This is a genomic window from Pseudomonas sp. MIL9, assembly GCF_016887925.1.
Classification (GTDB): domain Bacteria; phylum Pseudomonadota; class Gammaproteobacteria; order Pseudomonadales; family Pseudomonadaceae; genus Aquipseudomonas; species Aquipseudomonas mohnii.
Genome location: NZ_JAFEHE010000003.1, coordinates 153,954 through 178,559, shown reverse-complemented (window position 1 = coordinate 178,559; position 24,606 = coordinate 153,954). Strand labels below are relative to the sequence as shown.

The 24,606-nt window shown below is 55.7% G+C and carries 24 protein-coding genes; 15 read left to right on the top strand and 9 right to left on the bottom strand.

Going from position 1 to position 24,606, the window contains the following annotated elements; all coding sequences use genetic code 11:
• Nucleotides 1–10 precede the first annotated feature (10 nt).
• The 4 genes from JQF37_RS04100 to JQF37_RS04085 all read left to right on the top strand — a co-directional run bounded on the left by JQF37_RS04100 (nt 11) and on the right by JQF37_RS04085 (nt 3,609).
• Nucleotides 11–1,048 (top strand): permease, encoded by a 1,038-nt coding sequence (locus JQF37_RS04100; protein ID WP_130208660.1) that lies wholly within the window; start codon nt 11–13, stop codon nt 1,046–1,048.
• Between the two features lie 19 nt (nt 1,049–1,067).
• Nucleotides 1,068–1,304: a thioredoxin family protein gene (locus JQF37_RS04095; protein ID WP_047526614.1), complete on the top strand. Its 237-nt coding sequence runs from the start codon at nt 1,068–1,070 to the stop codon at nt 1,302–1,304.
• Between the two features lie 326 nt (nt 1,305–1,630).
• Nucleotides 1,631–2,755: a methyl-accepting chemotaxis protein gene (locus JQF37_RS04090; protein WP_130208662.1), complete on the top strand. Its 1,125-nt coding sequence runs from the start codon at nt 1,631–1,633 to the stop codon at nt 2,753–2,755.
• A 5-nt stretch (nt 2,756–2,760) separates the two neighbouring features.
• Nucleotides 2,761–3,609 (top strand): nitrate- and nitrite sensing domain-containing protein, encoded by an 849-nt coding sequence (locus tag JQF37_RS04085; protein WP_130208664.1) that lies wholly within the window; start codon nt 2,761–2,763, stop codon nt 3,607–3,609.
• 107 nt (nt 3,610–3,716) lie between these two features.
• On the opposite strand, the gene JQF37_RS04080 is transcribed toward JQF37_RS04085, so the two are convergent.
• From JQF37_RS04080 to JQF37_RS04065, 4 genes are all read right to left on the bottom strand, one after another.
• Nucleotides 3,717–4,496 carry an SDR family NAD(P)-dependent oxidoreductase gene (locus JQF37_RS04080; protein WP_204149543.1) on the bottom strand — a complete coding sequence of 260 codons (780 nt, stop codon included), beginning with the start codon at nt 4,494–4,496 and terminating at the stop codon, nt 3,717–3,719.
• 208 nt (nt 4,497–4,704) lie between these two features.
• Nucleotides 4,705–6,087 (bottom strand): aspartate aminotransferase family protein, encoded by a 1,383-nt coding sequence (locus tag JQF37_RS04075; protein ID WP_130211073.1) that lies wholly within the window; start codon nt 6,085–6,087, stop codon nt 4,705–4,707.
• A 213-nt stretch (nt 6,088–6,300) separates the two neighbouring features.
• The gene (locus JQF37_RS04070) at nt 6,301–7,794 is read right to left on the bottom strand and encodes an aldehyde dehydrogenase (protein ID WP_130211074.1); all 1,494 of its coding nucleotides are present in this window, start codon (nt 7,792–7,794) and stop codon (nt 6,301–6,303) included.
• Between the two features lie 80 nt (nt 7,795–7,874).
• Nucleotides 7,875–8,555 carry a type 1 glutamine amidotransferase gene (locus tag JQF37_RS04065; protein ID WP_130211075.1) on the bottom strand — a complete coding sequence of 227 codons (681 nt, stop codon included), beginning with the start codon at nt 8,553–8,555 and terminating at the stop codon, nt 7,875–7,877.
• A gap of 393 nt (nt 8,556–8,948) precedes the next feature.
• Between JQF37_RS04065 and JQF37_RS04060 the strand changes: the two genes are divergently transcribed.
• The 8 genes from JQF37_RS04060 to JQF37_RS04025 all read left to right on the top strand — a co-directional run bounded on the left by JQF37_RS04060 (nt 8,949) and on the right by JQF37_RS04025 (nt 16,953).
• Nucleotides 8,949–10,115: a cytochrome P450 gene (locus JQF37_RS04060; protein WP_239142506.1), complete on the top strand. Its 1,167-nt coding sequence runs from the start codon at nt 8,949–8,951 to the stop codon at nt 10,113–10,115.
• A gap of 2 nt (nt 10,116–10,117) precedes the next feature.
• Nucleotides 10,118–11,449: an FAD-dependent oxidoreductase gene (locus JQF37_RS04055; protein ID WP_130211077.1), complete on the top strand. Its 1,332-nt coding sequence runs from the start codon at nt 10,118–10,120 to the stop codon at nt 11,447–11,449.
• Nucleotides 11,446–11,886 (top strand): flavodoxin domain-containing protein, encoded by a 441-nt coding sequence (locus JQF37_RS04050; protein WP_130211078.1) that lies wholly within the window; start codon nt 11,446–11,448, stop codon nt 11,884–11,886. The genes JQF37_RS04055 and JQF37_RS04050 overlap by 4 nt, the downstream gene beginning before the upstream one ends.
• Before the next feature lie 101 nt (nt 11,887–11,987).
• Nucleotides 11,988–12,707 (top strand): type 1 glutamine amidotransferase, encoded by a 720-nt coding sequence (locus JQF37_RS04045; protein WP_130211079.1) that lies wholly within the window; start codon nt 11,988–11,990, stop codon nt 12,705–12,707.
• A gap of 309 nt (nt 12,708–13,016) precedes the next feature.
• Complete coding sequence (locus tag JQF37_RS04040; RefSeq protein WP_130211080.1) at nt 13,017–14,390, top strand: glutamine synthetase; 1,374 nt, start codon at nt 13,017–13,019, stop codon at nt 14,388–14,390.
• A complete protein-coding gene (locus tag JQF37_RS04035) occupies nt 14,387–15,106 on the top strand; it encodes an ABC transporter substrate-binding protein (RefSeq protein ID WP_130211081.1) in 720 nt (239 codons plus the stop codon). The genes JQF37_RS04040 and JQF37_RS04035 overlap by 4 nt, the downstream gene beginning before the upstream one ends.
• Before the next feature lie 223 nt (nt 15,107–15,329).
• Nucleotides 15,330–16,076, top strand: coding sequence for an FCD domain-containing protein (locus JQF37_RS04030; protein WP_130211082.1), 747 nt, complete (start codon nt 15,330–15,332; stop codon nt 16,074–16,076).
• Nucleotides 16,077–16,131: 55 nt separating this feature from the next.
• Nucleotides 16,132–16,953 carry a cache domain-containing protein gene (locus JQF37_RS04025; protein WP_223272729.1) on the top strand — a complete coding sequence of 274 codons (822 nt, stop codon included), beginning with the start codon at nt 16,132–16,134 and terminating at the stop codon, nt 16,951–16,953.
• A 76-nt stretch (nt 16,954–17,029) separates the two neighbouring features.
• On the opposite strand, the gene JQF37_RS04020 is transcribed toward JQF37_RS04025, so the two are convergent.
• From JQF37_RS04020 to JQF37_RS04010, 3 genes are all read right to left on the bottom strand, one after another.
• The gene (locus JQF37_RS04020; RefSeq protein WP_130211083.1) at nt 17,030–17,434 is read right to left on the bottom strand and encodes a GFA family protein; all 405 of its coding nucleotides are present in this window, start codon (nt 17,432–17,434) and stop codon (nt 17,030–17,032) included.
• A gap of 37 nt (nt 17,435–17,471) precedes the next feature.
• The gene (locus JQF37_RS04015) at nt 17,472–18,470 is read right to left on the bottom strand and encodes a methyl-accepting chemotaxis protein (RefSeq protein ID WP_130211084.1); all 999 of its coding nucleotides are present in this window, start codon (nt 18,468–18,470) and stop codon (nt 17,472–17,474) included.
• A 152-nt stretch (nt 18,471–18,622) separates the two neighbouring features.
• Entirely contained in the window at nt 18,623–20,137 is a 1,515-nt protein-coding gene (locus JQF37_RS04010) for an amino acid permease (RefSeq protein ID WP_130211085.1), read from the bottom strand.
• A 343-nt stretch (nt 20,138–20,480) separates the two neighbouring features.
• Here JQF37_RS04010 and JQF37_RS04005 point away from each other — a divergent pair, with 343 nt between their 5' ends.
• Nucleotides 20,481–20,636, top strand: a complete 156-nt coding sequence (locus tag JQF37_RS04005; protein ID WP_189340501.1) for a hypothetical protein — start codon at nt 20,481–20,483, stop codon at nt 20,634–20,636.
• 66 nt (nt 20,637–20,702) lie between these two features.
• On the opposite strand, the gene lhgO is transcribed toward JQF37_RS04005, so the two are convergent.
• Nucleotides 20,703–21,953 carry an L-2-hydroxyglutarate oxidase gene (gene lhgO / locus JQF37_RS04000; RefSeq protein ID WP_130211086.1) on the bottom strand — a complete coding sequence of 417 codons (1,251 nt, stop codon included), beginning with the start codon at nt 21,951–21,953 and terminating at the stop codon, nt 20,703–20,705.
• A 65-nt stretch (nt 21,954–22,018) separates the two neighbouring features.
• Complete coding sequence (glaH, locus tag JQF37_RS03995) at nt 22,019–23,005, bottom strand: glutarate dioxygenase GlaH (protein ID WP_103406592.1); 987 nt, start codon at nt 23,003–23,005, stop codon at nt 22,019–22,021.
• A 190-nt stretch (nt 23,006–23,195) separates the two neighbouring features.
• Here glaH and csiR point away from each other — a divergent pair, with 190 nt between their 5' ends.
• Nucleotides 23,196–23,894, top strand: coding sequence for a DNA-binding transcriptional regulator CsiR (gene csiR / locus JQF37_RS03990; RefSeq protein ID WP_130211087.1), 699 nt, complete (start codon nt 23,196–23,198; stop codon nt 23,892–23,894).
• An 82-nt stretch (nt 23,895–23,976) separates the two neighbouring features.
• Entirely contained in the window at nt 23,977–24,468 is a 492-nt protein-coding gene (locus JQF37_RS03985; protein ID WP_130211088.1) for a GNAT family protein, read from the top strand.
• Nucleotides 24,469–24,606 lie beyond the last annotated feature (138 nt).

The window sequence follows — 24,606 nt, the reverse complement described above, 5'->3', positions numbered from 1 at the left end:
AGTAGAGGACATGAATGAAATGATCGTGCGCTGGCCGGAGCGCAATCCCCGCCTGTTTTTAGCGGTAGCAGCGCTTGTCTGGTTCGGATTGTATGAAGCCCTGATACCTGTTTCAGAGGCTTTGGTCGCAGCGCTTCCGGTTGATCGCAACAGCCACTTGGGAGGTGCCTTACAGTTTTTTTTCTACGACACGCCCAAGGTGCTGATGCTGTTGACCGGCATCGTGTTCCTGATGGGCATGATCAATTCCCACTTCACGCCTGAACGCACCCGCGCAATGTTGGCGGGTCGAAGCGAGGGCACGGCCAATGTCATGGCGGCCACTCTCGGTGTGTTTACCCCGTTTTGCTCGTGCTCGGCCGTTCCTCTGTTTATAGGTTTTGTTCAAGCCGGAGTGCCCCTGGGGGTGACGTTCTCTTTCCTCATTTCTGCGCCCATGGTGAATGAGGTAGCGCTGACACTGCTGCTTGGCCTGTTCGGCTGGAAAGTTGCATTGCTGTATCTCAGCCTGGGGTTGTTTATTGCGATTGTTGCCGGCTGGGTCATTGGGCGTCTGAAAATGGAGGCCTATCTGGAAGACTGGGTCCGTGATATGCCCAAGATCCAGGCAACCGCCGGGGATACGAGTATGCCGCTGTATGAGCGGATAAATGCCGGGTTCAGCAGCGTGCGTGAAATCGTCGGAAAAGTATGGCCTTACATCCTTGCGGGTATTGCCATTGGCGCAGGCATTCACGGGTATGTGCCTGAGGATTTCATGGCCAGCTTCATGGGCAAGGAAGCCTGGTGGTCAGTTCCGCTCGCGGTTCTTATCGGCATCCCCATGTATACCAATGCGGCAGGCATCATCCCCATTGTGCAGGCACTGCTCGCAAAGGGCGCAGCGCTGGGTACTGTGCTGGCCTTTATGATGAGTGTCATCGCTCTATCCCTTCCTGAGATGGTGATCTTGCGCAAGGTGTTGAAAGTTCGCCTGATAGCCACCTTCATTGGAGTTGTCGCCGTTGGCATTCTCATCGTTGGTTACGTCTTCAACTTCGCGTTGTAATCCACCTACCGAGGTTTTTATGAAAGACATCAAGGTCCTGGGCACCGGTTGTGCAAAATGTAAATCGACAGTAGCCATCATCGAACAGGTGGCGAGTGCGAAAGGCGTCCCCGTAAAGCTGGAAAAAATCGAAGACATGCAACAGATCGTCAGCTACGGGGTCATGTCCACCCCGAGTGTCGTGATTGATGGAAAGGTTGTTCACTCAGGGGGCATCCCGAGCCGTGACAAGGTTGAAGAGTGGCTCAGCGCGTAGATGGGTAGCCTCTGGACGTCCAGACACGCTCGGTGATGAGAGGCCTAAGCAGTACCCAATGCTGAATATCGTGGTGCAGAGCAAAGCCTGAAAATCAACTACGCAATTGCTGCGTCGCGCAACCCATCGCTATAAACGCTGCGCGCAACACGAAGTGGCTCAACGACTTTGAAAATTGCCGAGAGCCTGTGGCATCACTCTTGCTATCTGAAAAATCACATCGGCAGGATTCGCTCCTGCGAGGCAAAGGCGCCTGAACCCGCTGCAGATATTTTGCAGAGGCTTCAGGCGTTTTTTTTTGGCTACCGCATTGGAGATTCAGACACATGAAGTGGCTCACCTACCCTGCGTTCTTGCTGCTGCGCGAACTGGGCATCGCCGGCATGATCCACACATTGTTAGCGATTAGCCTGACGGGCGGGGCCCTGGCCGCTGCGACGCTACCAACAGGGCCGCTGTGGGCGGTACTGGCCTACCTGGCCATTGCCAGCCTGTGGCTGCTGTTGCAGGAGATCGGGCAGTTGCAACGCTACTGTGAAAACTCCGCCTTGCATGACGCCCACGCGCCACTCAGCGCTGCCGAGTGGTTGCTGCAGCCGATCAAACGAAGCTTTCAGCAGCGGCTAAACCACGAACAACGCCAGCAGCAACTATTGCAGCTGCGTCTGGATGAAATATCCCACTCCTCTCACGAACTCGAACAAAGCGCGGCGCTGGCGACCAGTAACGCCGAAGGGCAAAGCGAATCGGCCACTGTCGCCGCAGCGGCGGTAGAACAACTGAATGTGAGCATTTTGCAGGTGGCGGCGCTGGCCGATGAATCGCGTCAGACCAGCGTCGTGGCCGGCGAACAGTTGGCCGACGGGATCGACCAGCTCACCAACTTGGTGCGGCAGGTGTCCGAGATGGCGCAGCAAGCCATCACCACCAACGAACTGATCCTGCAGCTGAACACCAACTCGCGCACCATCAATGAAATGTCCGGCACCATCCGCGGGATTGCTTCGCAAACCAACCTGCTCGCCCTGAATGCCGCCATCGAAGCTGCCCGCGCAGGTGAAAGCGGCCGTGGCTTCGCCGTGGTGGCCGATGAAGTTCGCCGCTTGGCCTTACACAGCCAGGAGTCGGCGGCAGAAATCAGTCGCAACATCGAATCGGTGCAACAGCACATCAAGGATGCCACGGTACAAGTGTCCGACTTGACCAATCTGGCGCATCGCAGCGCCGCCAGTTCCGAGGCGGTGTGCACGCTACTCAATCAGGTGCAACAGCGCACCCTGCAATTGACCGGACAGGTCGACCAAGTGGCGGTCAGTACCGAACAACAGGGCAAGGCCGTTGCGGAAATCGCCGAATTGGCCGACCGCGTCCGCCAAGGCAATGCCGACAATCTGCAGGCCGCCGATCAGGCGCGATCCATCGCCCACCATCTGGCTCATCTGACGGGGTAACCAGCATGAATGTATTGCACGGACTACCGCTCTTGCTCACCGCGGCCATCGCCCTGGCCACCCTGATGTTCTATGGCTTGCACCGGCGCCTGCAGCGGCAAAAGCGCCAACATATCCAGCTCAACATTCGCCAGTTGACCTTGTTGCGTGCGCTGATATCAGGGTTTCAGCGCCATCGCGGCCTGAGCAATGGCGTGCTGTGTGGCGATGCCAGCCTGAGTCACGATCTTGCCACCACACGCCAGGGGCTCGACCAGCATATCCGTGCGGCCCAAGAGTTCGACAGCACGCACCGGGACGCCTGGAACAGCTTGATCGATCACTGGTCGCGCATGCGCGAAGGGCGCAATAGTGACCGGGCAAACAATCTGTCGCAGCATCACCTGATCATTCGCAACAGCATCTTTCTGATGGAGGATGTGGCGAGCGAAATCGATCTGACCGAGGGTCGTGCCGAGCTGGGCTACCTGCCCTGCATCTGGCGCGAGGTCGTCCAGGCGGCAGAATGGGCGGGCCAGGCGCGTGCCTTGGGCACCGGTATCGCGGCGGCCGCTCAGAGCAGCGCCGAGCAGCGCGTGAGGCTGCGTTTTCTCTACCAGAAGATCGAGCTGCTGGCCGGCACGGCCTTCGCCACTCTGCAACGCTACGCCACCGATCACCCGCAGGCTGACGTGTTCCGCCTACAGCATCGCGAGCAAGTGGTGGAAGATTTTCTACGCTGCACAAAAGAGGAGTTGCTCGACCAGGAACACCCCGTGATTGCCGCCAAGACCTACTTTCAACGCGCCACCCAAGGCATTGACGAACTGCTGGCCCTGGTGGATGCGGCGCTGGCTCAGCTACAGGCTCGCTGACGAGACCCCAGCTCGACGTCGCCAGCAGATGGGCCTGCAAGTATCTTTACGCTTGATTTTTTCGCTAAATGGCAGGCCCACTTCAAGACAGCAGTTCGAGGCTAGCGTCAGGGTGCCTTGTTTTCGATCAGACAATTACCGCCATCCACCACCAGCACTTCACCGGTGATATAGCTGGCTTCCGGAGACGCCAGAAACGCCACTGCAGCGGCAACCTCTTCTGGACGACCGGCGCGGCCGATCGGAGTGTAGGTACCGGCGCGGCTTTCTTCCTCGGTCAAGGCCCCCGTATCAATCCAGCCTGGTGCAACGCTGTTGACGGTGATGCCCCGTTTACCGACTTCCAGCGCCAGGCCCATATTCATCCCCAGCATCGCTGCTTTGGCCGCACTGTAAGCCGACTCACCTCGGTTGCTGCCGCGTGTACCGGTCGTTGAGCTGATATGGACGATGCGTCCGTAACCGCGCGTCTTCATCCCTGGCAAAACCGCACGAGTCAGCAGAAAAGCGCTGGTCAGGTTGCGCGCCAGAGACAGATTCCAGGTCGCCAAATCCATGTCCGCCACTTCGACGAAGGGTTCCGGGCTGCCGACCATAGCCATACCGGCGTTATTGACCAAAATGTCGATATGGCCGAACTGCTCATGAGCCCAATCGGCAAGCGCCTTGACCTGCAATTCGTCAGTCAGGTCGGCTGTCATCGCCCGAGCGTCTATACCCTCAGCCTGCAACTCGGCGACACGTTGCTGGATCCGCGCACTGCTGGCAGTGATCAAGACACGCACGCCTTCGCGGCCCAAACGTCGAGCGATCGCCAGACCAATACCACTGTCACTGCCCGCACCGCTGACCAGCGCGACTTGACCTTTCCACATGGGAATCGTCATCTCTCGTCTCTTTTTGATCACACAATTTAAAGCACGATAGCAAAGGAGCCTATGAATGCCGGTTTCTCGGATATTTGCGATCACAACAATGAAGGCGGTGATGGCGTTCGAACAAGGCTTGCAACAGGACTGTGAATCAGCGCCGCATCCTGTCGGCCGATCCCCCCCTTTTGTGAGCAGCTACAGCCGGTGTAGTGAGCCGCGTTATTTATTGGCCTCGACTGCGCTCAAACCACTGCCAGGTATCTTCGAGAGATTGCTCAAAGCAATCCAGAATGGCCTGGATGTCCTTCTCGGTTGAAATGAGCGGAGGGCAAAAAGCGATCGAGTCGCCCATGCTGCGAACGATCATCCCGAGATCCTGCGCACGTGACGCCAAGTAGCGACCCAGCCGACCCACAGTCTCAAACGGTGCTTTGGTATCCCTGTCGGCGACCAGCTCGACTGCCGCTATAAGCCCCACACCACGGACTTCCCCCACCAGCGGATGTCCGATAAAGCGCCGAAGCCCACGGCGAAGCACTTCTCCCATAGTGGCAGCATGCTCGACCAGATGGTCTTCCTGAATGATCTTCAGGTTTTCGAGCGCGACCGCCGTTGCGACGGGGTGTCCGCCTCCGGTGAAGCCGTGACCCAGGGTGCCCAGTGCGTGGCTCTGATCAGCGATGCCTTGATACACCAGGTCGTTGATCAAAATGGCTGCAATCGGCTGGTAGGACGAAGACAGTTGCTTGGACAACACCATAACGTCTGGTTGGATCCCGAACGTCTCACTTCCGAACAGGTTGCCGGTACGACCAAAACCGCAGATCACCTCATCAGCCACAATGAGGATGTCGTGCTTGCGGCACACTTTCTGGATTTTTTCCCAATAGGTTTCAGGCGGCACAATCACACCACCCGCTCCCATCAACGGTTCCCCGTAGAAGGCCGCGATGGTTTCCGGGCCCTCCTTTTGAATCAGGTCATCCAGCTCCTGGGCCAGACGATCCGCAAATTGCTCCTCGGTTTCACCCGGCTTTGCGAACCGGTAGAAGTGAGGACAGCTGACATGGAGAAAACCGGGAAGAGGCACGTCAAAACCTCGCTGATTCGCAGGTATCCCGGTAAGGCTTGCGCTGACGGCGGTGATGCCATGGTATGCATTCATCCGACTGATGAATTTCTTTTTGGCCGGTTTGCCCAAAGCGTTATTGCGGTACCACAGGAGCTTCACAACCGTGTCATTGGCTTCAGAGCCGGAGTTGGTGAAAAACACCTTACTCATTGGCACTGGCGATAGTTCAATCAGCTTTTCTGCCAGCTCGATACTCGGCGCATGCGCCTTGCTGGTGAACAAGTGATAGAACGGCAGTGTTCGCAGCTGCTTTTCTGCAGCCTCTATCAAACGCTGATTGCTGAAGCCCAGCGCGACACTCCACAACCCCGACATTGCCTCGATGTACGGCTTGCCTTGATTATCGAAGACGTGAACACCTTCGCCACGCTCGATGATCAATGGGCCAGCCGACTCATGAAGGCGGGCATCCGTGTAAGGATGCATGTGGTATTTAACGTCTTTCTGTTCAAGCGTGAGGTTTGTCTTGTTCATGGTATGAGCCCACAGTCTGGAAGAGAGCGTTATGCCAGCTCGTCGAAGCATTCGCCGATGATGTTCAGGCCTTGCTGCGACTGAGCATCGGCCCAGGGGGCCGTGCATCAATCAATGTGCCGGGCGGCTCTCTGCCGGAGAGCCGCCGCTTCAATCCCAATCAGGCTTGCTGACGGAAAAGCAGCGTGTTTTGAACGGACATCTCGCGCCCCATTACAGCTTGATCCAGGTGGCTTTCAGTTCGGTGTACTTGTCAAACGCGTGGAGCGATTTGTCGCGACCGTTGCCCGACTGTTTGAACCCACCAAAGGGGGCGGTCATGTCGCCGCCATCGTATTGATTGATCCATACACTGCCCGCCCGCAGGGCTTTGGCCGTGAGGTGTGCCTTGGAAATATCCGCGGTCCAGATCGCAGCGGCCAAACCGTATGGGGAGTCGTTCGCGATCGAGATCGCTTCCTCGACCGAATCGAACGTGATGACCGACAGAACCGGCCCGAAGATTTCTTCCCGGGCGATTCTCATCGCGTTGCTGACACCATCGAAAATGGTGGGCTGTACATAGGTCCCACCCGTTTCCTGAAGCACGCGCTCGCCACCGATGACCAATTTGGCACCGTCCTTGTGACCGGCCTCGATGTAGGACAACACGTTGTTCATCTGCTGCGTGTCGACCAGGGCTCCCACGTTTGTTTCAGGATCAAGCGGATTGCCGGGCGTCCAACCTTTCAGTGCTTCGATGACCATCGGAAGGAATGTGTCTTTTATCGAACGCTCGACGAGAAGACGGGAACCGGCGGTACAAACCTCTCCCTGATTGAAGGCGATCGCACCCGCTGCGGATTCCGCTGCGGTTTGAAGATCGGCAGCGTCGGCGAAAACGATGTTGGGACTCTTGCCGCCAGCCTCCAGCCATACGCGCTTCATGTTGGATTCGCCGGAGTAGATCAAGAGTTGCTTGGCGACCCTGGTCGAGCCGGTGAAGACGATGGTGTCGACGTCCATATGCAGGGCGAGCGCCTTGCCTACGGTGTGGCCATAGCCCGGCAGTACGTTCAGGACGCCCGCAGGAATGCCGGCATCGATTGCCAGTTGGGCAATCCGAATGGCGGTGAGAGGCGACTTCTCCGATGGTTTGAGAATCACCGAGTTGCCCGCTGCAAGTGCAGGGCCCAACTTCCAGCACGCCATCATCAACGGGAAGTTCCACGGCACGATCGCGGCGACAACGCCGATCGGCTCGCGAGTGACCAGGCCTAACTGGTCGTGGGGGGTCGCCGCGACTTCGTCATAAATCTTGTCAATCGCCTCACCACTCCAACGGATGGCATCCGCTGAGCAAGGTAGATCGACATTCAGTGCATCCGAGATGGGCTTGCCCATGTCGAGTGTTTCCAGGAGCGCCAGCTCCTCGGCGTTCTGATCCAACAGATCAGCAAAACGGAGCATCGCCTGCTTCCTGGAAACGGGCGACAGACGAGACCAGACACCGGAGTCAAATGTGCCGCGGGCGACTTTTACTGCGTGATCCGCATCGGCGGCATCGCAGCTGGCAACGTGGGCGAGAAAGCGCCCGTCGACCGGACTGACGCACTCAAAAACAGCTTCTGCCGCAGCGCTCACATACGCGCCATTCACGAACGCGCGCCCTTCAATCTTCAGCTGTGCAGATTTGGTTTCCCAATCGCTCAAAGTTAACGGTTGCATGGTTGTCCTCAGGTTTCACGATTGATGGCCCAGGTCGAGCTCGCTGAATTCGCAGGCTGGGTCAGGGTTGAATGGGTGTTTCAGATAGCGGCTAAAAAATCCTGAAGCAGCAGGCGACAGTTGGCTCGATTACCGGCCTCCTTCACCTGAATTTCCGCGCGCATGCGCTCTGGCAGATCTCCGGCGGTGGCTAGAAAGCGCTGCCCTTCCTCGGTATTGCGCCAGTAGTCCGTCCAGGTATCGAACATCTGTGCGTCAATTTCCGGATGGAACTGCACCCCCATGGACTTGCCTTTGCGGTAGGCCTGGGGAGCCAGATCGGTTTTCGCCAACAAGGTTGAGCCGGGGGGCGGCGTGAAGGCGTCAAAGTGGAAATTGAGCCAGGGGCCCTTGTGCGCCCACTGCGCCTGAAGTGTTTGAACTTCAGTCCAACCGATCTCTGCGGTGGAGTTTCGATAGACCTGACCGCCCAGCGCGCGGGCAAGCAACTGGCTGCCAAAGCAAATGCCAAGCGTCGGCACGCCTCGCTCCTGAACAGACTTCAGCCATTTGAGCTCGGCATCCAACCAGGGCAATCGATGGTCATAGGCCGATTCAGGGCTGCCCATCACAACAACGATGTCGAGCGCTTCAGGCGCTGGCAGGGCCTGGCTGATGGATACGATTTCCAGATCCAGACCCTGCTCGCTGAAGAGCTCGGGCAGGCTGCCAGGGACATCAGTATCGGAATGAACAATTGCAATGGCGCGCGGCGACTTCATGAGCAAATCCTGATCGAATCTTAATACTTATGAAACCATATCTTAAAGTAAATTAGATGCCAAGCAGCTTTTTCACGTCCTCTCCAGCTGGTTTTCCTCTCTAAATAGCCAATTTCTTATGCGATTCATGCCATGCAATGGCAAAAACGGGCCCAATAGCGCCCCAAAAAACAAAAATTCCTCTTGAAAGATATGAAACCATATTTTAAATTGAATTCGTAATGCGACTCCGGCGAGATACCAGGCCCACGCAGGTAATGGCCCGCACCGCCCGTCAACCGTCGCAGTTGACCCGTGCGAATCGCGAGCGGCTCGCTTCTTCTAATAACGATCGAAGGTGTCCAAATGTCTTCCAGTCTCCCTACTACGCTCGAAGCTGCGCCCTACCTGGATGTGGCCAACCCTTCCTTTTCAATGCGCTCGAAGGAAGTGATTGATGCGCGAGAAAAAAGCTGGTTTGCACGGACGCCTTATGGCATCGCAGTGCTTCGCTACGACGAAGTCAACGCGCTGATTCGGGACCAGCGTCTTCGCCAGGGGAGCTACGCATGGCCTGCGCACAATAAGGCGACAGGGAGTTTTGCCGACTGGTGGATTCGGATGCTGCTGAGTCGCGAAGGCGCCGATCACTCCCGCCTTCGCCGCCTTGCGAACCCCGCTTTTGCACCGAAGCTCGTACGCAAGCTCACACCTGTATTTCAGGACATGGCCAACGAAATCATTGATGGATTCTCGAAGAAAGGCACCTGTGAATTCGTCGCCGATTTTTCTGAGCCATACGCCACTCAAGTCATCTGCGCCCTCCTCGGCTTACCGCGCAGTGAGTGGCGAGGGCTGGCTCAGTTGGCGGTGGACATGGGGCTGGCGCTGGGCGTGACGTTCAAGCAGGACGAAGCAAAGATCAACGCCGCGACCGACAAACTGTTCGGTTATGCCGCCATGGCGGTTGAAGCCCTGAAGAAGAACGGCCTGGGCGATGACTTTCTCAGCATGCTGGTTAAAGCCAACGAAGAAGACAAAACCGCGCTGAGCGATCAAGAACTGTACGACATGATCGTTCTCGCCATTTTCGGCGGCATCGACACCACGCGTAACCAGATCGCCTTGGCCATGGACATGTTCGTCCAGCACCCGGACCAGTGGAAACTGCTGGGTGAAGATCCTGAGCTGGCAAGGGCTGCTGTCGAAGAAGTCATGCGCGTGCGCCCGACCGTGACATGGGTGACCCGAGAAGCGCTGGAGGATTTCAACTATCAAGGGCTGGAGATCAAAAAGGGCACGACGGTTCACCTGTTCAGTCAGGCGGCCGGCACCGATCCGACCGTCTTCGAAAATCCCGGGTTCGATATCACGGCCAAACGCCAGGCGCACTTCGGTTTTGGTGCCGGCGCTCACCACTGCATCGGTCACTTCATCGCTCGCGGCGACATGACAGAAGCCTTGGCGCTTCTTGCACAACGCATCAAAAACCCTCGCTTCAATGGCGAAGTGCAGTGGCTGCCGGACAGCGGAAACACGGGCCCTATTGCGATGCCCATGGCGTTCGATCCAGAGGTCTGATCATGAGCACTCCAACCATTGCGATAATCGGGTCGGGCCCCTCGGGCTGCTTCATGGCTCAAGCACTTCGACGTGAATGGCCGGACGCAGAAATCACGCTGCTTGAACGACTGCCCGTTCCATACGGTTTGGTCCGCTACGGTGTTGCGCCCGACCACCCGGGCACGAAGGCAGTGACCCGGCAATTCGAAAGAATGTTTGAACGCGAGAAAATCCGGTTTCTGGGTAACGTTCATGTTGGCACCGAACTACCACTGGCAGATCTGCGCGCCGCTTACGACATCGTGGTGGTTGCGACGGGCCTGTATGGCGATCGGAAACTGGGCGTACCGGGGGATGCGTTGAATCACATCTACGGCGCCGGACAGGTCACTCGCTTCCTGAACGACCACCCGGACGAAGAAGCGTTTTTGCCACGCTTTGGCACTCGCCCAATCATCGTGGGCAATGGCAACGTTGCCATTGACGTGCTGCGGCTGCTGGTCAAAAAGGGCGAAGAGTTTCATGGCTCTGACTTGTCCCACGAAGCACTGACACATCTGGCGAGCAGCCCGATAGAACACATCGATGTCGTAGGTCGATCGCCAGCTGCATTGGCAAAATTCGACACGGTGATGATCAAAGAACTCGCCAAACTTGCCAATGTGCAATTCGAGTTTAACGACGAGCTCGATCTTGAATCGATTGAGGATCCGCTTGCCAAGGCCAAAATTGAGGCCCTGCTCGGGCTTGCCAGGGCCAAGATAGAAACACTGCTCGCGCTGGCCAGATCAGAAGCCGAACCGTACACCAGCAAAAAATCGGTGACATTCCATTTTGGCTGGGCGCCCGTTCGCGTGGCCGGTGTCGACCATGTTGCAGGCCTGGTGCTTAAAGGCACGCAAAACCCTGAGCACCAGCAAAGCATTCCCGCGACAAGCATCATCACTGCGATTGGATTTGAAGAGCGCCCGGAACTCGATCTCTGCCGCACGGATTTATCACGCCCGGACTCCGATTTGTCTAACGGCTTTCTGGATGACGGCCTGTATTGCACCGGCTGGTTCCGCCGAGGCCCCACGGGCACGATCCCGGACAATCGAGCGGATGCCAAACACGTGGCCGACAACATCGTACAGGCCGTTAAGTCGGGCGCCCTGGGTCTTGGGAAACCAGGTTACCCGGCGATAGCAGAGGCGATCAAAAGCACGACTGTTTGCTACGAAGACTGGAAGCGCATCGATACGGCCGAACTCAAAAATGCCCCTTATGGCCGCGCGCGCCGAAAATTCCGCAACAAGGTTGCCATGTTGGGCGCAGCCCAGTCCCATCAAGCAGGAGAAAACAATAAATGAACATTCAAGTCCTCTACGGCACAGAAACCGGCAACGCTGAAATGGTCGCCGACGACATCGTCGACGCACTCAGCGCAGACGTGAGCATCGAAAGCACCGACATGTCTAAATTCTCAGTCACCGATCTGTCGCCAGACGTGTTTTATTTCATCGTGTGCTCGACCTATGGCGACGGCGAACTTCCGCATTCCGCTCAGCCTTTCTTCGAAGCGCTGGACCGTGAACAACCCAACCTCTGCGGTCTCAAGTTCGCGCTGTTTGGCCTGGGTGACAGCTTCTACGAAACCTTCAATCGCGGCAGCGAGATCGTTGCACAGACATTGACTCGGCTGGGAGCCGAACAGGTGGGGGAACGAGGGGTGCATGACGCCAGCGCAGGACAACTTCCCGGTGACATTGCAATGCCTTGGGCCAAAGCGGTTCTATCAGGACTGTGAACGCTACGACCGGCACAACGACGACTTCGTGAACCAGCGCCTTCACGGCGCTGCTTGAATCACCTTCGTCATGTGCAGCCCCACGATTCATGAGGTGAAATATGTCTCAGCAGCCATTGCGGATTTGTATTCTGGAAAACGGGCGAACACCCGACGACTTGATCGATGAGTTTGGGTCGTACCCGAAAATGATCGACCAGTGGCTATCCCCTTATCTTCCGGAAGCCACGTTCACCTACCTGTCGCCAGTGCGTGGAGAAAAGCTCCCGGCCCCGGGTGACTTCGATGGTTTTATCCTCACCGGGTCGAAACACAGCACCTATGAGCGAAGTCCCTGGATGGTTGGCCTGATCGCACTTCTTCAACAGTTGAGACAGAAGCGAATTCCGGTTTTCGGGATTTGCTTTGGCCACCAAATCATGGCGGATGCGTACGGCGGCCTGAACGCGAAATCAAGCAAGGGATGGGGCGTCGGCTCTCAGCGATACAACTATGAGACGCCCGACCTTCCGGGAAGCATTGCCTCATTTGTCTTCCATCAAGATCAGGTTCAGAAGGTTCCGCCAGAAGCGACTCGCATAGGTGGATCAGCTCACTGTGAAAACGGTGTCTTCGCCTATTCCTTTCCGGCGATCTCCGTTCAGTACCATCCTGAGTTTTCACCGGAATACATCCAGGCACTGGCAAAAAAATTTCGCGGCGATCTTCTAAGCGACTATGTGTCGGCCAACGCCCTGGACTCCATTGCTCATTTACCCGTCGATGCGTCTCCTGTGGCGAAATGGGTCGCTGACTTCTTCCGCACCCATCGTACGAAGTAAACATCCCCCGACCAGTTAACCTCTGGGCCTGTATGTATAGGCCCTTTTTTTTGCCTTTCTCCTTCATAAGCGCCTCACCTCACGCCAGAAAGGTCGCTATTGATGCGTTTTACCTTATAAAAAATCAAAATATCCGCACAAAACAGCCTTACAGATCGGCAAATTCAAAATTTAAAGCTTGAAAGATATAAAACCATATCTTAAATTAAATACGTCCCTGCCAGGTGCCACGTGCCAGCCGTCAGAGCAGGAATACAAAAAGAATGTGCTGCTGCCATGCCTTGCCCATGCAGCGCCAGGAGAACTCGAATGACTGCGTTAGACCTGCACAGAGAATTCAACACCAGCTCCCAAGCGTCCCAGGAACTGGCCAAACGCATCAAAGATGCCGGCGTCGAATACCTCTACTACCAAGTTGTCACCCTCTCTGGTCGCGTCATCGCCAAGGTTGTGCCGGCGAAACATCTGCTGCGCAACCTTGAGAAAGGCGTGCAATTCCATCGCACGGCCGTCTCGGATCTTCAAACGACCCGTACTGGCGAACTGCTGGGCGGGGGCGCACAAGCGGCGGAGTTCACCGCCATTCCGGACATTGATAGCTTCAACATTCTTCCCTGGGACAAATCCATTGGTTCGTTCTTCTGCCGTATGTACGAGCCGGATCACCGCCTCGAAAACGGCGGCGCCCCACTGGGCACCGATGCCCGTGGACACTTGATCCGTTCGCATGAAGCCTTCATCAAGGAAACCGGCTTCCGTATGAAATCGGGCTGCGAGCCAGAGATGACCTGGTTCGGCGACAAGCTGGAAGTTCAAGTGCGCCCAGGTGCAAGCCCGGCCTATCACATGGGCAACCTCGAGCTGATGCGCCCTATCTACAAACGCGTCATGGAATATGCGATCTCCATGGGCCTGGACATGATCGAAGGCGATTACGAGGACCCAGGTCAGCTCGAACTCAACTGGATGTTTGACTCGTGCGAACTGACTGCAGACCGACTGATGACCTATCGCTTGATCTGTCGCCAGGTCGCGAGCGAGTTCGGTGTCAAGGCGAGCTTCATGCCGAAGCCGAGCACCGGCAGCATGGGGAACGGCTGCCACCACAACGTCAGCTTGTGGAAAGACGACCGCAACGTTCTGGCTGAACCCGGTCGACGTGAACTGCACCTGACTGAAACAGGCATGCATGCCTTGGGCGGCATGCTCGCTCACGCCCCTGGCTCCATGATGATCATGGCGTCGACCGTGAACTCCTATAAACGCTTCTGGGATATCGGCCAATTCGCTCCAACTCGAATCAACTGGGGCATGGACAACAAAACCTGCACCGTGCGGCTGTCCGCCAACGGCCGTCTTGAGTACAAGCTTCCCGATGCCAGCGTGAACCCTTACCTCTCGCACACCCTGCTTCTGGCCGGCATGCTCGACGGTCTTCGCAATAAGACAAGCCCAGGTCCGTCCGAGTCCAAAGACAGCTATGTCGACGGCAGCGAGTCGGTGGGGATTCCTCTCACCCTGGGTGACGCGGTTGCAGCATTTGATCGCGATGAAGTCGTTCGCAACGCATTCCCTGCAGAACTGTCCAGTCTCTATCGCGAACTGAAGGCCGATGAATGGGCTCGCTCTTGCGGCGTAGTGACCGACTGGGAACGCAAAATGTACCTGGACTACCTGCCATGACCGACAAAGCCCACCAAGCACCAGAATTGCGAATGATTTGTGCAGACCTCCCTGCCCCACCGCTTTTCTGGAGAGACGACAAAGGATTCCGACACGGCTACGAATCGGATCTGGGCAGGCTGCTGGCCCAGACACTGGGCCTGCCTTTTCAGTTCGCCTATCAGAACTGGGCCGATTTTTATCCCGCGTTACAGGCCGGGGAAGGCGACGTCATTTTGTGCGGTCAGGGCATTTCCGCTCATCGCAAGACATTGGCTGACTTCACTGAGCCGTACGCGGTATTCGATGAAGCCGTGATGATTCGACGTGGCTCAAATCTGCGATCCCCATCAGACCTGAAGGGCAAGAAAGTCGGTGCGATTGCCCAAAGCCTGAACATGGCACTGGCCGAAACGTTCACCGGCTGCATCTGCGTGCCTTTCGGCGGGGATAGCGACGATGTTTTGGGTGACATGGTCAGCGCGCTACGCGACGGCATTATCGATGCATTCGTGGATGACGACGTCGCGCTGGTTCCGCTTGCCGAGGAACCGGATCTGGAAATCGGGTTCAGTGTTCCCACTCAAAACAAATGGGGCATTGCGGTCAAAAAGGGAAATGAGGCTTGGCTCGCCCACGTCAATGAGGCCCTTGCGACGATCAAATCGAACGGCCAACTGGAACAGCTTTGGCGCAAATGGATGCCCTCGCTGAGCTACCCCTTCGGGACCCGTTGAGAAACAGCACTCACCCTGCATCTCAGCTTGTCCACTCGGCGTTACCACCCGAGTTTTTGGCCGCACCTGTCGAGGGGGCGGCCTTTTTTTTAAAATTTAATTTGAGAGGTTTTAGCGCGAAGTGCCGGCTGACTCTGGTAAATTGAGGCCATGAGACACAACCATTTGGGAGGATTGGCAAGTCAATTGAGCTCGCTCGAGCAACATTCACTGCCGATGGATGATGAACAACAACTCCAGCGCAAGAACAGCCTCGTTCATGAGGTTGCGACAAGAAGGCCGGACAGAAGAAGTCGTTCGCAGATTAATTGAAGTGATCGACCTGGGGCTTTTCGCCGAAGGCGAGCAATTGCCAAGCGAAAACGAACTGGCCATGCAGTTTGGGGTAGCGACCGTAACACTGCGTGAAGCCTTGGCCTACCTTCGCGAACGCCGTGTCATCGAGACAAAGAGAGGTCGTAACGGCGGAAGTTTCGTATGCCCCGCCGTTGAACTCCCGGAAGTTCATTTGCGTACCCGCCTTGCCGATATGAGCGCGCTGGAACTACGCGATCTCTGCGACGAACATGTTGCCATCTCGGGGGCTGCGGCTCGACTCGCCGCCAAGCGCTCCTCATCGGAGCATCATGCCAAGCTCCAGCACTACATTGATGCGCTGGGCGATGCGACAACCCGAACGGAACGGCGTCGTGCCGATGCGCGATTCCATATAGAGATTGCCGTTGCCGCGCAGTCAGTCAGACTGACCCACGCAGAAATGAGCCTTCAGGCAGAAATCGGCGAGCTGATGTGGATCCCCGGAGAAGGCTCCATAACGCCCGAAGCGGTCCAATCAGAACACCGAGCGATTGCCGATGCGATCATGGCAAATGATCCCAATCTTGCAGGCGCATTGGCAGAAGCGCATGTCACGCGCGGCATCAAAAGGCTCATAGATCTGAGATTAGATCTTTTATCCGAGATAGCCTAGAAAATGGCATGCGCCTTGCTCCTTCTCCCGCAAGCGGCTTTTTGATGCGAAGTGGGTGGAAGCTACCCACGGCATCAAGCTGAAACGGCGTCACGAGAATGCAACAGGGGCCCACATCATGCCAGTACCACTTTTTCGCACCGACGCAGACGACTGCGCCGCCAGCATCAATGCTTCGATCGGTAACGTTTTCGACCAGTTGACGATCCTGGCAAACGAAGTCGTGGAGATTTGGCGACGTGAGGCTGCGCTGGGCAAGAAGCCCTCATCCAAAGACCTGGCCGTGCTTAAACCAAAAATCGATGCACAGCTCCAGGGTTCCAAATCATGCATTCATGGCACTGGCGTTGTTCTTGAGCCGGGAGAGCTGGAAGACTGCGAGATGTACCTTGAGTGGTGGAGAATGGGGACTGCGGGCAAGGTCGTACCCATGACCCTCAACTTCAATCGACGCAGCGAAAGCTTCTACAACTACCAGAGCATGCAGTGGTTTGCTCGCCCGAAAAATACAGGCAGCAATGTTGTCATAGGCCCTTACGTCGATCTTTACGGGGCCGATACGTACATATTGACCTTCTCCCTGCCTATCCACGTTGATGGTCGTTTCGTGGGTATCGCCGGTGCGGACATCGCCTTGCATAAGTTCGAACGAATCCTGCTTTCCAGCCTGATCAAAATGGAAAACGAAGCCCTGATCGTATCCGAGGAAGGTCGTGTCATCGCTGCCAACACGGCCAATTGGACGGTTGGAGACATGGCTCATCACGCAATGAATCGCCAGGAAACAGGTTGTCGGGTTATCGAACTCGGCGAGGCCGCTGCGCACTGGTCGCTGGTTCAGCGCCCCTGCAAGCGTAAACACCGAGGCGCGGCATAAGCCGACGCATTTCGCCGTAGAGAGGCCCAAGCCTCTCTACGCAGCTCGAAACCCTTTTCGCCCCACCTCTTCCAAATCATTCAGTGCCTCGATCAAGCGCATGGTTGGCCCCATCGCTCATCGAGACATGCTCCAGCGCCGCCGGATCCACGCCATCCAGACAACCTATGTTGTAGCCGCATTGGGTCGGATCGGAGCGCCGCACGTTATGCGTGTAGATACCGCATCGAGAACAGAAGTAATGGCACGCGACGCCCGTATGGAAACGATAGGCCGTCAGAACATCCGCACCCTGGGTGATGCGTATGCCGGATAGCGCTACAGTCCCCATCACTGCGCCTTTGCGCCTGCAGAGCGAACAGTTGCATCGCTTGGGGTCGACCACCCCATCAGGAAGATCCAGCTCAAACACCACCGCGCCGCAATGGCAGGATGCAGTATGGGTCGGCTGGATTATGGTTTTACCAATACGTTTTATCATCGCGAAACACCAGCGCAAGCGACCTGCTTATACAGGCTCACTCACCACTCACTGAGACATTCGACAGCATTGAGTGGATCTGCTGAGTGGCCTCCTGCGTTCTTGAAGCGAGCTTTTTTACTTCATCAGCCACAACAGAAAACCCACGCCCCGAATCCCCTGCCCTCGCCGCTTCAATCGCGGCATTAAGCGCGAGCATGGTTGTTTGATCTGCAATGGCCTTTATCACTCCAAGAGCAGTGGAAATCTGAGCATAGGTTGCCTGCATGGCAGCCTGCTCCCGCTGACGTAAATCAATGGCATGCCGCTCGGAAGAAATGTCTCGAACGGCGCCAATCAGCCTGCAGACCTTGCCGTCAGCCCCCGTCATGGCCCGCCCCCGCTCTCGATACCAAACCATGCCCCGTTGCTTATGCCTCATTTGATACTCCACGACGTAATGGTCGGCGCTTTGCGGAGCCCGCACGTATTCTTCGATAATCTTCAGCATCCTGGGGAGATCGTCGGGATCAACGATCTGGTTATACGTTTCCCAGCCATCGAGAAACTCCGAATCTGAATAGCCAACCAGCTCCTTGAACTGACGAGACCAACGAAGCTCATTGGAGGGATGCTCCAGGTCTCCGTCAACGATCTTGAGATCCCAACAGCCTTCCGTGAGGGTCTGTTTGACAAGCTCCCACACTTGCGCCTCTCCACTCAGTGCAGTCAATTCTCTATTGACCGACTCGAAGGCCAGGCTTTTCTCAGCTGAACATAGATTCAGGTAAGCGACCTCACTTGTCAGGGCGCTGATTTTATCCGCGCTGGCGGTTGCGTTCCGCGCCCCGTTCTCTTGCGCCTGCTTCAGGCTCTCAACCTGGTCCTCCAGCGCTTTTATCCGCTCGGCCAGAGCGAACACATTTGAATGCGTCGTAGCATGACCATTTTTCAACAACTGCAAACTGTCCGGGGTCAAAGGCTCTTGCCCCAGCAGTGCATGCAGGGCGCGATCCACCTCATTAAATTCTGCACTCAATGAACCTTTGAACCACATCACGTTGCTCCTTTACTGCGCAACTCAGCCATGGGTTTCTGGAGCTTCCGGCTTTCAAGCTGAAATCGGCACCTTGGATACAGCCAATCATTGGAATGCCCTCAGAAACAAAAAAACGCCCTTCTTAAAGAGCGTTTTGATCTCGTCGGAAACTATGCGGTGGTTCTTCGAACCGCGCCGGTTACAACCGCCTCCCTTGATGGAATTGCGTCTCCGTAAATGGCCGCGCTGCGCAAATGAGGGCGGGCAATCCACATATAGAGGAAGCCGACCGCGATCACAGCGAATGAGGACAGCACAACAATCCAGTTGTCATACCAAAGTGCATTGGGTGTGCGTGGCCAGCCGATGTTCACCATAGCGGCAACCCCATAGACGAGCGCGCCAACGTTGGTGATCAAACCAAGCGATCCAAGCTGGTACTCGCCGCTTGGTTTCCAGCCTTTCAAGCGAGCTCGCAGAGCAGCAAGAACGACCATCTGGAACGCGATATAGATGCCTACCGCCGAGAAGGAAATAATCTTCAACAGCGCATCAGCTGAAATCATCGAGCCGACGACAATCACACCAGGCAAAAGCGCCGACAAAAACAGGGCATAGGGCGGGACATGACGCTCATGAGAAAACCTGGAAAGCAGGCCGCTGGCAAAAATCATCTTGTCGCGGGCGTACGCATAGATCAGTCGACTGGCCGCAGCTTGCAGGCTCATCACGCAAGAGAGGAAGGAGATCAGCACGACGCACAGCACTGCAGTGGATCCCACCGGGCCAAACGCATTGGCCAGAATGGCGGACACTGGATCAGCAAGAGTGCCATTGATAACCGCGCCAATATCGACCACGGACATAATCAGGGCAAAGCAGACGAAGGTTGCTGCAACACCGCCAATGTAAATCGTGCGACGCATCGATTTGGGGATACGCAGACCGGGCTCCGGGACTTCCTCGGCGACATCGCCACAGGCCTCGAATCCGTAGTACTGGAAGACACCGATAAGGCTAGCGGCCAGGAATGCTGCGGTGTATGAGCCCGTACTCTCCGAACCGAACGTATTGAAGAAAATGCTCATATCGTGGTGACGCTCAAACACCAGCAGGTACACGCCTACCACCAACGCCCCCATTATTTCGGCGAAGAACCCGATCAGCGCTGCCTGCGCCAAGACCTTGGTGCCCATCATGTTGATGGCTGTCGCAATGGCCAGGATCACCAATGCACAGATGACGTTTGCACCCACCGTAGGCTCGAACCCGACAACTGAAGCGGTGTATGGCGCTGCGCCATATGCCACCCCTGCAATGGTCGAGAACATCGCCATCACGTAAACCCACCCTGTCATCCATGCCCACTTGCGACCCCAAAGGCGACGCGCCCAGGGGTATACACCTCCTGCGAGCGGGAATTGGGAGACGATCTCACCAAACACTAGCGCCACCAGAAGCTGGCCAACACCGGCGATGAGCAATGCCCAAATCATCGGAGGGCCGCCCAGCATCAGAGATGAGGCGAACAGGGTGTAAATGCCGACTACCGGCGAGAGATAAGTGAAGCCCAACGCAAAGTTCGCCCAAAGGCTCATATCGCGTTTGAATTCAGACTGGTATCCCAGGGATGCAAGACGCTCGGCGTCAGCGTCAACCGGGGAATTCACGGGATGATTCGTCATGGTGCAACCTCGTATTTTTGTGTTCTCGGCAGCGACGTAGAAGGGGGGGCCATCTAGCATTTTTTTGCTCTTGTAAACGCGAACGCTCATCGCAGGTCTAGAAATACCGCCAAATACATTTGAAGTCAAAGGAAAATGTTTTATCCCTGGCCGATTGGCAAAAATCCCTGTAAACGCTGGCTAAAAACCCGATATACGCAGCAAACAAATAACCAGCACACTAAAAAATCGGCCAGATATGATCAAAAAAACGGCAGATATCGTTGACAATACATATGGATTAGAATTTTATATGATGCAGCGCCAGGCATGCAGCCGGCCTTGACCCATCAGGAGGCTTCTCATGCGTGAAACAATCGGTGCATTCGAGATCGGAGTGATGCCGGCCCCAGAGGCGGAGGAGCCGATCAGCGAGTCCAGAACAGATCAACCAAACGCTTGGCCACTGCTCGCCGCATTGTTCGTTCAGGTTTTTGCCTGTCTGAGCCTGGCGCGTTGAGGATCCGAGCTTGCCCAAGCCCTTTCCTGGCTCAAAAAAAGCCGCTATCGCTAGCGGCTTTATTATTTATACGAACGCCCTGGCATCCGCTGGACCGACCTTCGGAGCGGCGAAGAACGCCCGCTCACCGATTTGCTCTTTGACCTTGCTTACGATGTAGGCGCCGATAGGAATGGCCGAGGTGGCGGCTGGCGAAGGAGCGTTACACACATTCACGCTCCTCTTCGTATTGACGAACAAGAAGTCATCGATCAGTTTGCCGCTGTTCGAAACAGCCTGGGCACGAACACCGGCGGGGTACGGTGTCAGATCCTCTTTATTGATCGACGGACAGTATTTCTGCACTTGCTTGAGATAGCCGCTCTTGAACAGAGAATTCCTCATCTCTATCAGGCCAGGTTTGAAGTTTGCCTTCAAAACCTTCAAGACCCCGAGCGAGGTGAAGATTTCAAACATATCCCCCAGGGAGAAATCAGTTTTCTTGTACCCCTCACGCTTGAGCGCCAATACAGCGTTCGGCCCTACGGTGACAGTACCGTCAATCATACGAGTCAGATGCACACCCAAAAATGGCATCGACGGATCAGGGATGGGGTAGATCAAGTGATTGACGATCTGATTGTGTTGCTTGGGCAACAGGTAGTATTCGCCCCTGAAAGGACAAATCTGGAACTCCGGTTCGAGCCCAAGCATCCTGACGACCCGATCAGCCATCAGGCCTGAGCATGAAATCAGAAAACGGGCCTGGTAAATGCCGGTCGACGTCGTGACCACGACCTCGTCCGCTCGCTCATCGAGAGCCGTCACTTCAGAGTTGTAGCGAATGACGCCCCCCGCTTTCGTAAACTCTGCAGCCATCTGTCGAGTGACTTCGGCGTAATTCACGATGCCACTGGAAGGGACGAAAATTCCCGCCAACCCGACAATATTCGGTTCTCTTTCCCGAAGCTCGGCAGCTGAAAGCCATTCACGCTCAAGGCCATTGGCCTCAGTGCGCTCCCAAAGGGCTTTCATTCGTTCCTTCTCAATTTCATTCGTCGCCACAAGCATTTTGCCGCAGGCGTCATAACGAATTCCGTGCTGATCACAGAAGGCTTTCGTTGCCCGGTTTCCTTCCAGGCAAAACTTGGCTTTCAGACTGCCAGGCGTGTAGTAAACACCCGCATGGATCACCCCACTGTTATGACCGGTCTGATGCTGGGCAGGACCCGATTCTTTTTCCAGCAACAGAATTTTTGCATCCGGGTATTCAGATGCCATTTGCATGGCTGTAGACATTCCCACAATGCCGCCACCAATGATTACAAAGTCGTACACAGCTATCACCTCACAAGGATGGCGGACAGGGAACGGGCCGCAGTCGCCTGCGGCCCATCCGTCAATTAGTTGGATGTCTGGCCGTGGTGGTGACCCACCTTCGGATAGCTGAAGTAGCCGCGTTGACGCATCAGTTCACGACGCAGGCCTGGATGCGCTGCGAAGCGGTCGCGTCCGTGAAGCCAGAACAAGTTGTTGATCAACACGAACGAACCCACCGCAACGGGAATAGACAACTTCGCCTGACTGGTTTCCAGCGACTCACCGAGTTCGAAAAGCCAGGTGCCCTCTTCGAAGTTTTCAGGCTGAACAAATTGATCGATGTAGCGCATGGTCGGGCGCCCCTCACCATCCGTATCAAAGATGGAATGAAACACGTCCTCTTTGACGTTCTTGCTCGGTGGAGCTGTCCAGCGCAGGGAGCGGCGAGCCAATGGGTGCTTGTAGAACTTATTCAGATCAGCCCAGTCGTCGAGGTGCAACAGCAAGGAGTTGCCACCTTCCATGTTTTGCTCGTCGATCTTCATCATCAGGACGTAGTCAGTGATCTGATTCACGAACGTTCCGTCGTTGTGCAGCTCCATCACACGATGTGGCGCACGCAGGTAGCTGTCCGAGTTATCAACGTTCTCTACGACGAAGCGCGCATAAAACTGCCCGCTCATCGCATCGAAATTAGAACGCCCGAGCAGGTGCGCTACGGCGGTTGAAAACTTGACCATGTCTTCTGCCTGGGAGACATCGTTCAGCCCTTCCGGCTTCACCAACAGACCACCCGTTTCCCGATCCATCAGCGTGTTGACCAAAACCGGACGCAGCGTCTCGCCACAAATTCCGTCCAGGATTTTGCCAATCTGAAAACGCAAAAAGGACTTGTACTCAAGTGCCTGAACTGGCCATTGGGACACGGCAGAGAGAAACGCGTCGACGGTGACCTTGGGAAATGTGAGCTCCAGGAAGCGCTTGGACTGAGCAGAAGGCTTGAGAGAGAAACCCACGCACTCAGTGGGTTGTTGCATTACCGGAGCGTTGATCTGAGAGAAGGCGTTCATTGCTGTGTCCTGGCGTAGTGAGTGTGGGCGCTTTCCAGGGCGTCTGGTGAAGCGACGGCCAAAAAATATCGCCACTAAACAAAAATGTCTACATTTTTAAAATACGTAGATAGAAAATGATTTAGTAGCCATTCGGCGAGCCTTTTGAAATGTGGGTATCATTAGGAAAATTTGACGATGAGTGGTCGCTATGGAAGAGCTTGAGCCAAAGCAGAAATCTACTTTCGATGGTTACGAAAGGCTCAAGAAGGACATTATTCGTGGCGTATTTCCGGCTGGACAAAAGCTGCTGATGAGCGCCCTGAAAGATCGATATGGTCTTGGGGTTGGCCCACTCAGAGAGGCTTTGTCTCAGCTCGTCGCGGAACACCTGGTCATTGCGATTAACCAGAAAGGCTATCGGGTAGCCCCCATGTCGTTGGAGGAAATGCGCGACATCTACGACGCGCGCGCCAACCTGGAAGCCCTGATCCTCACGCTCGCGATCGAACGAGGAGATGACTCGTGGGAAGCCTCGATCCTGGCGCGAACTCACACGCTATCGAAAGTCATGGAGCTCAGAACGCAGGAGCAAATGCTCGAGATATGGGACTCTCGACATAAGGCGTTTCATAGTGCGATAGCCTCCGGGTGCGGATCCAAGCATCTGCTGCAACTAAGATCGCAACTGCTGGACCAGGCTGAGAGGTACAGGCACCTGTGGCTCAAAAGCACTGTCTTTTCCGAAGAGGCACTTCGTCAAAAAAGGGTCGAGCATGCAACCCTCGTTGACGCAATCCTTGCTCGCGATGCGGTAAAGGCGAGCGCCCTGATGAGGGAGCATCTGATGACACCTGTTCCTATCATTTCAGAAATAATTAAAAACTCGATGCCGGCATTACACGCGTAGTCCACAAATGAAAGGGGCTTTTGAACAAGCCCTTTTGCATTCAAACTAACTTGGCCGAATGCATAGACCTCAAGGACGCGCGATGATATTGCAACACAGGCCAGTGACGGCTGCTGACATCAAAACCATCTGCAGCTTTCCCCTTGATGCTCAGGAACTGTTTTATATGTTCCCGAAAGCTCAATACCCTCTGACGGAAGCCCAGCTGTCTAACGCGATTACCCAGCGATTCGACTCGACGATTGTCGAGGCCGGGAACAGCATCGTTGGCTTTGCCAACTTTTATCGGGCTGAAACGGGTGGGGTTTGCTGTATCGGCAATGTCATCGTTGCCCAGCAGGCACGAGGTAAAGGTGTGGCGACCTTCATCGTGGAGACGATGACGGCTCTGGCGTTCGAGCGCTATGACGCCACCGAGGTGCAGATCTCGTGTTTCAATGAAAATACCGCTGGCTTACTGCTTTATCCAAAACTCGGCTTCTTGCCCTTTGCTGTCGAAGAGCGAACGTCTCTGGATGGTCGCAGATCAGCGCTCATCCATATGACCCGCAGCAGAGCGGCCCGACCAGAATAGTCACCGTGAAGGCCCGCTCATGATCGGGTTCAGGTGCTTCAGCACTGAATGGCGGGCGAACGCGTGACCAACCGACTGGCCGAAGAACGCGAACGGCCGATGATGTTGCTGGTTGCTGTTCAGCGTTAAACAGACCTT